The 10,790-nt window shown below is 55.6% G+C and carries 11 protein-coding genes; 7 read left to right on the top strand and 4 right to left on the bottom strand.

Annotated elements, in window-relative coordinates; translation table 11 throughout:
* The 3 genes from mobA to glp all read left to right on the top strand — a co-directional run.
* The coding region (gene mobA, locus ABJQ89_RS03700; protein ID WP_348494922.1) for a molybdenum cofactor guanylyltransferase at positions 1-510 on the top strand (510 nt) is incomplete at its 5' end.
* Positions 507-1,022, top strand: coding sequence for a molybdopterin-guanine dinucleotide biosynthesis protein B (mobB, locus tag ABJQ89_RS03695; protein ID WP_348494921.1), 516 nt, complete (start codon positions 507-509; stop codon positions 1,020-1,022). The genes mobA and mobB, both read left to right, overlap by 4 nt.
* Complete coding sequence (gene glp, locus ABJQ89_RS03690; protein WP_348494920.1) at positions 1,019-2,290, top strand: gephyrin-like molybdotransferase Glp; 1,272 nt, start codon at positions 1,019-1,021, stop codon at positions 2,288-2,290. Before mobB ends, glp begins: the two co-directional genes overlap by 4 nt.
* Positions 2,291-2,293: 3 nt before the next feature.
* On the opposite strand, the gene ABJQ89_RS03685 is transcribed toward glp, so the two are convergent.
* Together ABJQ89_RS03685 and greA are read right to left on the bottom strand one after the other, a co-directional pair.
* Complete coding sequence (locus tag ABJQ89_RS03685; protein ID WP_348494919.1) at positions 2,294-3,310, bottom strand: hypothetical protein; 1,017 nt, start codon at positions 3,308-3,310, stop codon at positions 2,294-2,296.
* Positions 3,311-3,342: 32 nt separating this feature from the next.
* Positions 3,343-3,813: a transcription elongation factor GreA gene (gene greA, locus ABJQ89_RS03680; RefSeq protein WP_348494918.1), complete on the bottom strand. Its 471-nt coding sequence runs from the start codon at positions 3,811-3,813 to the stop codon at positions 3,343-3,345.
* 260 nt (positions 3,814-4,073) lie between these two features.
* On the opposite strand from greA, the gene ABJQ89_RS03675 reads away from it, so the two are divergent.
* A complete protein-coding gene (locus ABJQ89_RS03675) occupies positions 4,074-5,711 on the top strand; it encodes an electron transfer flavoprotein-ubiquinone oxidoreductase (protein WP_348494917.1) in 1,638 nt (545 codons plus the stop codon).
* A gap of 34 nt (positions 5,712-5,745) precedes the next feature.
* On the opposite strand, the gene ABJQ89_RS03670 is transcribed toward ABJQ89_RS03675, so the two are convergent.
* Positions 5,746-6,552, bottom strand: a complete 807-nt coding sequence (locus ABJQ89_RS03670) for a LytTR family DNA-binding domain-containing protein (protein ID WP_348494916.1) — start codon at positions 6,550-6,552, stop codon at positions 5,746-5,748.
* Positions 6,553-6,891: 339 nt separating this feature from the next.
* On the opposite strand from ABJQ89_RS03670, the gene ABJQ89_RS03665 reads away from it, so the two are divergent.
* Entirely contained in the window at positions 6,892-8,604 is a 1,713-nt protein-coding gene (locus ABJQ89_RS03665) for a tetratricopeptide repeat protein (protein WP_348494915.1), read from the top strand.
* The gene (locus ABJQ89_RS03660) at positions 8,594-9,433 is read left to right on the top strand and encodes a 4-(cytidine 5'-diphospho)-2-C-methyl-D-erythritol kinase (RefSeq protein ID WP_348494914.1); all 840 of its coding nucleotides are present in this window, start codon (positions 8,594-8,596) and stop codon (positions 9,431-9,433) included. Before ABJQ89_RS03665 ends, ABJQ89_RS03660 begins: the two co-directional genes overlap by 11 nt.
* Here ABJQ89_RS03660 and ABJQ89_RS03655 read toward each other — a convergent pair.
* Positions 9,426-10,427 carry a polyprenyl synthetase family protein gene (locus ABJQ89_RS03655; RefSeq protein WP_348494913.1) on the bottom strand — a complete coding sequence of 334 codons (1,002 nt, stop codon included), beginning with the start codon at positions 10,425-10,427 and terminating at the stop codon, positions 9,426-9,428. The two genes, ABJQ89_RS03660 and ABJQ89_RS03655, sit on opposite strands and share 8 nt — an antisense overlap.
* Positions 10,428-10,481: 54 nt before the next feature.
* Here ABJQ89_RS03655 and ABJQ89_RS03650 point away from each other — a divergent pair, with 54 nt between their 5' ends.
* A complete protein-coding gene (locus ABJQ89_RS03650) occupies positions 10,482-10,697 on the top strand; it encodes a DUF2007 domain-containing protein (RefSeq protein ID WP_348494912.1) in 216 nt (71 codons plus the stop codon).
* Positions 10,698-10,790 lie beyond the last annotated feature (93 nt).

The raw sequence follows: 10,790 nt of genomic DNA, 5'->3' as shown, positions 1-10,790 counted from the left end.
GGCCATGTGATTGAGCGCTTGGAGCCGCAGGTGGCGGGGATCGCATTGAATGCCAATGGGGATGCGGCGCGGTTTGCGGATGTGGATTTACCTGTGGTTGCGGACAGTATCGACGGGTTCGCGGGGCCGCTCGCTGGGGTTTTGGCTGGCCTTGATTGGGCGGCTGAGCAAGGGGCTGATACCATTGTGACGGCTGCAGCGGATACACCGTTTTTTCCCTGTGATTTGGTGCCGCAATTGATGATGGCGGCGGACGGGATGGAGCATCCTTTGGCGCTGTCTGCGACGCCTGATACAGAACGCGGACGCAATCGGCATCCGACCTTTGGGCTATGGCCTGTTGCGCTGCGCGATGATTTGCGCGCGGCTTTGAGCGGTGGTTTGCGCAAGGTTGTGCAATGGACAGATCAGCATGGCGTGCGTGAGGCTATGTTTGCGAGCGAGCCGTTCGATCCATTTTTCAACGTGAATACGCCCGAAGATTTAGCGCGGGCAGAGGATTATCTATGAACATCTATGGCGTTGTCGGGTGGAAGAACGCGGGCAAAACGGGCCTGATGGAGCGGCTCGTTGAGAACATTTCCGCGCGTGGGTTTTCGGTGTCGACGGTGAAACATGCGCATCACAGTTTTGACGTGGATCACCCGGGCAAGGACAGCTATCGCCACCGCGCGGCTGGGGCGCGTGAGGTGCTATTGGCGTCGCGCAATCGCTTTGCTTTGATGCATGAATTGACGGGGGAGGATGAGCCGACGCTTGAAGAATTGTTGGCTAAGCTCGCGCCTGTCGATTTGGTCCTTGTTGAGGGCTACAAGCGCGATGGGCATCCGAAGATCGAAGCGCATCGCGCAGAGACAGGCAATCCGTTGATCGGGGATGAAACTGTGCGCGCTTTTGCGGCGGATTGTACGCTGGAGGTGGATCGGCCTGTGTTTGATTTGAATGACACGGATGCGATTGCTGACTTTTTGCTCGCGGATATTGGTCTGAAAGCACCCTCTGATGGTGGAGGGGGCGTATGAGTACAGATGAATTCGATGAGCTCCCAGCGCCCGCGCTGACAAATGACTGTTTTGCCTTGCCTGCTGGGGTGAATTGGACGCCCGTTGATGATGCGCTTGCGATGTTGAAAGAGCGGCTTAATGCTACGACGGCTCGGCAGGTTACTGCGGTTACGGAAACGGTTGGGTTGATTTTAGCTGCGGATGTTGTGGCCAAGCGCGCCAATCCGCCAGAGCCGAATTCGGCGGTGGATGGATATGCCTTTGCAGGGGCGGCATTGGGCGATGGCCCTTATGTTTTGCCACTTGTTGAGGGGCGCGCGGCGGCGGGGGTGCCGTTTGAGGGTGTGGTTCCCGAAGGCTATGCGATCAGGATTTTGACGGGTGCGGCGATGCCGATGGGCGTGGATTCCGTTGTGCTGGAGGAAGACGTGAACACCGATGGTGCGCGGATCGCGTTCAATGGGCCGATCAAAATTGGCAGCAATGCGCGGCGCGCGGGCGAGGATGTTAATGCGGGCGATGTGATCTTGACGGCGACGCGGCGATTGACGCCTGCGGATGTTGCTTTGCTGAGCGCGGTTGGTGTGGCTGAGGTCGAGACCTATGCGCCCTTGCGTGTTGGTGTGTTGTCCACGGGCGATGAGCTGGTCGAGACGGGCGCGGCCGCGAAGGCAGGGCAAATTTACGATGCGAACCGACCGATGTTGCTGGCGCAACTGCGCGCATGGGGATTTGAGGCGATTGATCTAGGACGCGCGCCCGATGATCGGACCGTTTTGGCGGACATGTTGAATGAGGGCGCTGGGCGGTGTGATGCGATCCTGACCTCTGGTGGGGCGTCGGCGGGGGATGAGGATCATATGTCTGCGCTTTTGGCAGAGACGGGATCACTGGCGATGTGGCGCATTGCGTTGAAACCGGGTCGCCCGCTCGCGCTGGGGCTTTGGGACGGCGTGCCGATCTTTGGATTGCCGGGCAATCCTGTTGCGGCCTTGGTGTGTACTTTGATCTTTGCACGTCCTGCTTTGAACCTCTTGGCAGGGGCGCAATGGGCTGCGCCGCAAGGATTTGACGTGCCTGCAGGATTTGCGAAGACCAAGAAGGCAGGTAGGCGTGAATATTTGCGCGCACGCATCCGCGACGGGCGGGCCGAGGTGTTCAAATCAGAAGGGTCAGGGCGGATCAGCGGGTTGAGCTGGGCCGAAGGGTTGGTTGAACTGCCCGATGGCGCGGCGGAGATAACGCAGGGAAGCCGCGTGCGTTATATACCATTTACGTCGTTCTGAGGATTAGTCGAAGGTTCCTGCGACACGGCCAAGCAGCATAAAAGCGCGGGCGGTGCGTGTGCCGGAGAGAGCGGCGATTTCGGAATCGGTCGCAATTTCTTCGAATTCAGCAAAGCTTTTGTCGAAGCGGCGCAGGAAGTGATGCGCTGCGTCGCGGAAGATTGTGTCCTGCTTCATGCGCGCGGCAGACAGCGCGAGCGAAGAGCGATCCCGCACGCCGCCAAGCGCGGCAATAGGGCGACCGCGTTCACCAGAGGCAAAGCGACGCCAGATTTCGGGACGCGCGGCGTCAGGGCGAAGATCATCCATGTAGATGCCGTCTTGGCTGAGCAGTGTCAGCACGTCTTGCGCGGCTTGGATAAGTTGTGCGGCTTTGCGATCTTTCAGCGCTTTGCGCAATGCGTCAAAACCTGCCTTATCTTCGGCATCTTCTGGGAAATTCAAAGCGCGAATGAAAGCTTCGCTTTCGAGCGGCGGCTCCATATCGACGGCTTGAGTGCCAAGTGCGAGGCTGGGCTGCTCAGATGGATCGACAGTCGCGGTTTCTACTGGCGCGGGTTTGCGCACGGGGGATGTATCGCGCTTGGTTGAGAACTTGGCGAGCGTCGTTTCGGTCTTACGTTGCGCTGCTGCGATTTCATCGAGCTTACGGTTGACCGAAGGCTCTGCGCCCATGTTGCGCCCTTGGCTTTGGGCGACGTAGGTTTGACGGATGGCATCAATTGCGGCCTGCAAACGTTGGCTTTCTTCACGCATCACGCGGCTAGAGCGCGCGGCCGTTGCCGCCACCCAAATCATCGCGACAGGCATGAAGATCGCGAGGATCGTCATCAAAAACTGTAACCCGCTCGTGCCTTCTGGCGCCGCTTCGGTTGGAAGCGTCACAAAAAAGATGGCAGTGCCCAGCAACCACAACAGGCTCAGCGCAATTGCGATGATTTCGATGCCAGTGATCGCAGGTTTCTTTGGGCGATCGTAGATGCCCAAAGGGGTTGATTTTCCGTCAGAGCCGTCAGCCATGCTCGCTTCTTTCGCGCTTGAGAGGCGTCACTTTAGATGTATTCGATCTTAAGGACTTCGTAGGACTTGGTGCCACCGGGGGTGCGCACTTCGACACTATCACCTTCGTCTTTACCAATCAAAGCGCGTGCGATGGGGGATTTGATGTTCAAAAGACCGCCCTCGACATTGGCTTCGTGTTCACCAACGATTTGCCACGTCTTTTCTTCATCGGTTTCTTCATCTGCCAATGTGATCGTCGCACCAAACTTGATCGGACCGTTCAAGGACGCGGGATCGATCACCGCGGCAAGGGACAAAATGCCTTCGAGCTGCTTCACACGGCCTTCAATGAAGCTGTGTTTTTCGCGTGCGGAATGATACTCGGCATTTTCCGAAAGGTCGCCATGTTCGCGCGCTTCCGCAATTGCTGCGATGATTGCAGGGCGTTCAACGGTTTTGAGGTTTTTCAATTCAACTTCAATCGCCGTATGTCCCGATTTGGTCATCGGTATCTTTTCCATGGGCAAACCCCGTCTATTCTACTGTTTGTTGATAAAAAGCGCCGGAAATCCGGCGCTGTGGTATCGTTCTATCCAGCGTCCAGATTGCCCCGAGCAGGTAGGTGAATGCAAGCAATGATCTATTGTTCGGCGCTTTCACGTAAAGAGTCTGGTTTTTATGCCAAGTGCGACCAATTTACGTCTCGTTCGGATTGACCGCCTCTGGCAAGAATTGCTAGCTGTTTGCGCAACATTATTACTAGCTCACGAGGGGAACCATCATGTCAGAAGCGACACGCGAGGCGATGGAATATGACGTAGTGATCGTGGGCGCGGGGCCTGCGGGTCTTTCGGCTGCGATCCGGTTGAAACAATTGAACGCTGACATGGAAGTCGTCGTTCTTGAAAAAGGCTCCGAAGTGGGCGCGCACATTCTGTCAGGCGCTGTGCTTGACCCGTCTGGTTTGGATCGTTTGATCCCGGATTGGAAAGAAAAAGGCGCGCCGCTGAATGTTCCGGTCAAAGAAGACAACTTCTATATGCTGGGCGAAGCGGGTCAGATCCGCATTCCTAACTTTGTTCTTCCACCACTGATGAACAACCACGGCAACTACATCGTTTCCATGGGTAACGTGTGCCGCTGGATGGCAGAGCAGGCTGAAGGCCTGGGTGTCGAGATTTTCCCGGGCATGGCGTGTTCCGAGCTGGTTTATAATGACGACGGTTCGCTTAAGGGTGTTGTCGCTGGTGAGTTCGGTAAGAACGCAGATGGCTCCCATGGTGATGCGTACGAACCGGGCATGGAATTGCACGGTAAGTATGTCTTCTTGTCCGAGGGCGTGCGCGGCTCGCTCAGCAAGGAAGTGATTGCCAAGTATAACCTCGATGAGAATTGCGATGTGCCGAAGTTCGGCATTGGCATGAAGGAAATCTGGGAAGTTGATCCTGCCAAGCACAATGAGGGTGAGGTCACTCACACGCTCGGTTGGCCGCTTGGGTTCAAGAACGGTGGTGGCTCGTTCATCTATCACCTCGACAACAACCAAGTGTACGTCGGTTACATCGTCGATTTGAACTACAAGAACCCGTACCTCTTCCCTTATATGGAATTCCAACGTTTCAAGCACCACCCGAAAGTTGCGGCGTTGCTCGAAGGTGGTAAGCGCGTTTCCTACGGCGCGCGCGCGGTGACTAAGGGTGGTTTCCAATCGATCCCTGAAGTTGCCTTCCCTGGCGGTGCTTTGCTGGGTTGTTCTGCTGGTCTCGTGAATCTGCCGCGCATCAAGGGTAACCACAATGCGATGCATTCTGGTATTGAAGCGGCGGAAGCGGCGTTTGCGGCGATCACAGATGGTCGTTCCAGCGATACGCTCGATGCTTATAACGAGTCGCTGAAGTCTGGCGTTGTTGGCCAAGATTTGAAGACTGTTCGCAATGTTGCACCGCTTAATGCGCGCTTTGGTCCGCTTGGTGGTATGGCGCTTGGCGGTTTCGATATGTGGTTCCAAACGTTCTTTAAAGCGTCACTGTTTGGCACGTTGAAGCACGGTAAGAACGACGCGCAGTCCACTGAATCTGTCTACAAGCACAAGCCGATCGACTATCCGAAGCCGGATGGTAAGCTCAGCTTTGATCGTCTGACCAACGTTGCGTTCAGCTTTACCAACCACGAAGAAAGCCAGCCAGCGCATTTGCAGCTGACCGATCCTGATGTTCCGATGATGAAGAACATGGGAACCTACGCAGAGCCTGCGCAGCGGTATTGCCCTGCAGGTGTTTACGAGGTTGTGGACGAGAAATTCGTGATCAACTTCCAGAACTGTGTTCACTGCAAGACCTGCGATATTAAGGATCCAAGCCAGAATATCACTTGGGTCACGCCGCAAGGTGGTGACGGTCCAAACTATCCGAACATGTAATCGGGCATTTCAGTGTTGAAAAAAGAGAGCAGGCTTAGGCCTGCTCTTTTGCTTTCAGCATGTCATTGACGGTGGGCTTGAAGCTGTTGCTTACAGGGAGCGTGCGACCGTCTGAAAGCGTGAGTTCGTGGCGACGTCCAGCCTTGGAGAGTTCTTTGGAATGCGTGCTTGCGGCCCAATGCGAGCGATGGGTTTGGGCGCCCGGCATCCCATCGAGCAGATCAATGGCATCGCTTAACCGCATCAAGAGCATTTCACTGCCTTGTGTGGTTGTGATCTCAACATAGTGGTCTTGCATCGACATCGATATGATCTGCCCCTCGCGGAGACGGTCTGGCAGGCGTGTGAACAGTCGAGGCAACGATATATTCGCTAATTCGGGCTCTGGATTGATTTCTGGCGTTGGCTGCTCTTCTTCCACAGGTGCGCCCCTGCGAAATTGAAGGGTCACAAGGCAATCAAGCCCCGCGATGAGCAATGCCATGACGGTGACATTCATCCACAAAAGCGGAAAATTGAGGTTTTCCAAATGCTCGGGTCTAAACATCGTATTGATCGCAATCATAAACGACGTTCCGGGGACCGCCCCGATCATAGCCCCGATCAAGAGTTTGATTGCAATGTGAAATCTGGCACACCAGCGGCTGTAGAGGATCGCAATCATGCAATGCTCAATAACGATACCGACAATAGTCACTGCAACAGTCCAGAATGCGAGCCGTTGCCAGACATCAAGGTCAACATCGGTGTCAAATGGGCCGAGGAAGACACACATAAAGATCGCCAGCCCAAAAACGAGCAGTCGTTCATCGTGAGGCGTTTTCTGTACTATTTCACGCATCGTGATTTTGCGATTCTGTAAGTTCTACGAAGAATGACATGATTACACGTAGTTTGGCTTCGAATGCAATAAACTGTCGCCGATAACCAAGTTGTGAGTGAAGCAGGGGAACGTCCCCAAACGTGTCCTGTTGGTATTAACTAACACCATCTTTTTAGTAGTCTTCTTGGGGCGGTACATCATTGTGCCGCCCTAAATTTTTTGTGATTGCCGCATTCGTGAACGAAAATTCTAGCCCAGCAAAAGGGCTTTTGCCCTGTCGCACTCTCGTCAAGCGTTGCCTTACCAGTTTCAAGTCCGTAGGCTCCTAACGACCCTATCTAAGAAGGAGCTTGCTAGGTGCCTATTCGCTTTGTGCGGCAATTGAGCCTTGTTGCGGTTTTGGCCGTTTTCGGAATGCCTTTGACTGCGGAGGCCCCCTCTGGCGACTATCTTGCAGCGCGTTCGGCTGCGGTGACCGGCGACTTTAAATCTGCAGCTCAATATTACACGCAGGCGCTTACTCGTGATCCGTCCAATCCTGAAATTTTGGAAAGCGCCAGTTTTGCGCTGCTCGCTTTAGGCGATGTAGATAAAGCTGCGGTTGTCGCTGAAAATTTGCTGTCAGACGGGCACGGAAGCCAAGTCGGGCAAATGGCGATGATCGCTAAGCAAGCCAAGATCGAAAATTACGCTGACATCCTTGCGCGTATTCTTGAGGAACGCGGCGTTGGCCCATTGGTTGACGGGTTGCTCAAATCGTGGGGCCAAGTCGGCATTGGCGAGATCGATGCCGCGCTAGAAAATTTTGACGCGCTCGGCGAAGAACGCGGGTTGCTTGGCTTTGCCTTGTATCACAAGGCGCTGGCACTTGCGCTTGTGGGTGATTTCGAAGGCGCAGATGAGATTTTCTCACTGCCAGAGGCTGGCGCTTTGCGTCAAACGCGGCGCGGCGCGATTGCCCATATCGAAGTGCTGAGCCAACTGGAGCGCAATGATGACGCGCTCAAAATGTTAGAGCAGTCTTTTGGTTCAGACCTTGATCCGAAGTTGCAGGAAATGCGTGATGGATTGACGGCGGGTGGCCCGCTCGGGTTTTCACAAGTTAAGAGCGCGCGCGATGGCATGGCAGAGGTCTTCTTTTCTGTCGGGAGCGCGCTGCGCAATGAGGCCAGCGAAGACTACACGCTGCTGTATTCACGCATTGCGCAATATCTGAACCCTGAACACATCGATGCAATCCTTTTGTCTGCCGGCTTGCTTGAGCAACTTGAGCGATTTGAGCTTGCGACCGAGACCTACAAACAAGTTGGGCGCGACAATCCCGCGTTTCATGCGGCTGAGCTAGGACGCGCGGAAGCGTTGCGCCGAAGCGGGAAAGAGGATGATGCCATTGACGTGCTGCAGAACCTCGCGCGCAGTCATGGTGATTTGCCATTGGTTCACTCTTCGCTTGGGGATGTGTTGCGCCAGAAAGAACAGTTCGATGATGCGGTTGTGGCCTATGATACGGCGCTGGAACGGTTCGATGAGGAAGTAAACTCGCAGTGGTTTATCTACTATGCGCGCGGCATTTCGCATGAGCGCTTGGACCTTTGGGACAAAGCAGAAGCCGATTTCCGCAAAGCGTTGGATCTGAGCCCTGAGCAGCCTCAGGTGATGAACTACCTTGGGTATTCGTTGGTTGAGAAAAAGATCAAATTGGACGAGGCGCTTGAGTTGATTGAACGCGCTGTCGCGGCGCGCCCAGAGAGTGGCTATATCGTTGATAGTCTGGGTTGGGTGTTGTTCCGTTTGGGTCGCTATGAAGAAGCGGTGGGCCATATGGAACATGCGACTGAACTGATGCCGATTGATCCGATCGTGAATGATCATTTGGGCGATGTGTATTGGTCTGTTGGCCGTTTCCTTGAGGCGGAGTTCCAATGGAAGCGTGCGTTGTCCTTTGTGGATCATGGGGATGCGAGCCAAGAGGCCGATCCAGAGCGCATTCGCCGTAAGCTTGAAGTCGGTCTAGACGTTGTTTTGGAAGAAGAAGGCGCCCCGCCGCTCAAATCGGCAAATGAAGGCTAAATCGGTCACGCGTTTTGCGCGGGCAAAGATTAACCTGTCGCTTCATGTGACAGGGGTCAGAGACGACGGGTATCATCTGCTAGATAGTTTGGTGGCCTTTGCGGGCGTCGGCGATGAGGTGACGGTGTCCGAGGCCTCAGAACTTAGCCTTATCGTTGATGGGCCGTTGTCCGAGGGGGTGCCGACGGACGGGCGTAACCTTGTGATGAAAGCGGCGCAGATGTTTGCGCCGTCACTTGACCTGTCACAGGGCGCGGCGATTTCATTAACCAAGAACCTGCCAAATGCTGCTGGTATCGGTGGTGGCTCCGCGGATGCGGCGGCGACGTTGCTTGCCCTTGCAGAGCTGTGGGATGTGCCGTTACCGGATGATCCCGTTTCGCTGGGCGCAGACGTGCCTGTGTGCCTTTCGCCCATGGCGTTGCGGATGCGCGGGGTGGGTGAATATCTCTCGCCCATTCCACCACTGCCAGCCCTCTGGGCGGTCTTGGTTAATCCCGGCGTCGCGGTTGAAACGCCGCCGGTGTTCAAGGCGCTGTGCGACAAAGAAAACCCAGCCATGTCTGTCATGCCCGAATGGACTAGGACGGCTGATTTTGTGACGTGGTGCGCGGCGCAGCGAAATGATTTAGAGGCCCCCGCGATTGGGCTTGCGCCCGTTATTCAGGACGTGCTTGCGGCGCTGGAGCCGTCGCTCTTGGCGCGGATGTCAGGATCGGGCGCGACGTGTTTTGGGCTGTGCGAGAGCGCGGAGCAAGCCGAGGTGCTTGCCGCTCAGATTAGCCGCGATCATCCAGATTGGTGGGTCGTCGCGAGTACGCTTAGTTGATGCGCGACACCACGTAGTCACTGATTTGGCTCAGCATGTCGCGCACGGGGTGCGCGGGGAGCGTTTCAATTGCTGCGACTGCTTTGCGGGACCATGCGAGCGCCTCTTGGCGCGTGTCTTCGAGCGCACCGTGTTTATGCAAGAGCGCAATCGCGTGTTCGAGATCGCCCTCTTTCTGCTGACCTTTTTCGATGGTACGCTGCCAGAAAGCGCGCTCTTCGTCGTCGGCGTTCGCGACGGCTTTGATCAGAGGCAATGTCAGTTTGCGTTCGCGGAAATCATCTCCGACGTTTTTACCTGTGGCATTCGGATCACCTTGCATGTCGAGCAGATCGTCCACGATCTGGAACGCCACGCCGAGCGCATCGCCGTATTCGAAGAGGGCTTTGACATGTGCCTCATCCGCGCCTGCGATGACGCCGCCCACCTCAGTCGCGGCAGAAAAGAGCGCCGCTGTTTTGCCGCGCACGACCTGCAGATAGATCGCTTCAGTCGTTGCTAAGTCTTGCGATGCGGTGAGCTGAAGGACTTCGCCCTCAGCAATCGTTGCGGAGGCGTTGGCCAAGATGTCCAGAACACGGAGCGAGCCGGTTTCCACCATCAATTGGAACGAACGCGAGAACAGATAGTCGCCCACGAGAATGGAGGATTTGTTGTCCCAGAGCAGGTTCGCGGTTGGACGGCCACGGCGCTGACCGCTTTCATCGACAACATCGTCATGTAGCAGCGTTGCTGTGTGAATGAATTCTACCGTCGCGGCCAGATGCACATGATAGGGGCCAGCGTAACCACAAAGCTGCGCAGCTGCGAGCGTGAGCATCGGGCGCAAGCGTTTACCGCCTGCTTCGACCAGATGGGCTGTGACCTCAGGAATGCGCGGCGCGTGCTCGGACGCCATACGTTCGCGGATCAATGTGTTTACAGCATCCATATCAGCGCTCAAATGCGCCGCTAAAGCATCATGTGGCTTTACTGCCATGTCGTCCAAGCTCATCACACTCTCGTTCCTGCCCTCGACAAAGAAGGGCCCCGCGATTAGGTCAAGTCTATGAAAGAATTAATGCGTACGAACGACATAACCCTCACGGCGCTGGTTCGCGCTATCCTTGACGATGCGGGTATACCGATCTTTGAGTTGGACGTAAATATGAGCGTGCTCGAAGGATCGATAGGCATTTTGCCGCGCCGCGTGATGGTGGCGGAGCGCGATTATGATCGTGTGCTGCGTATTCTGGCGGAAAACGAAGTTGAGCTACCGCAGTGATCCCTTTGACGTGGGCGCCTTAAGCGTTGATGCGTTTCTTGGCGGCTCGGTCCAGATTGCCCAGCCGATCAAGGGGTATCGCGCGGGCGTCGA

The sequence above is a fragment of the Planktotalea sp. genome (genome assembly GCF_039984035.1).
Classification (GTDB): Bacteria; Pseudomonadota; Alphaproteobacteria; order Rhodobacterales; family Rhodobacteraceae; genus Planktotalea.
The sequence above is the reverse complement of the archived record's forward strand: the minus strand, read 5'-3'. Positions and strand labels throughout refer to the sequence as shown.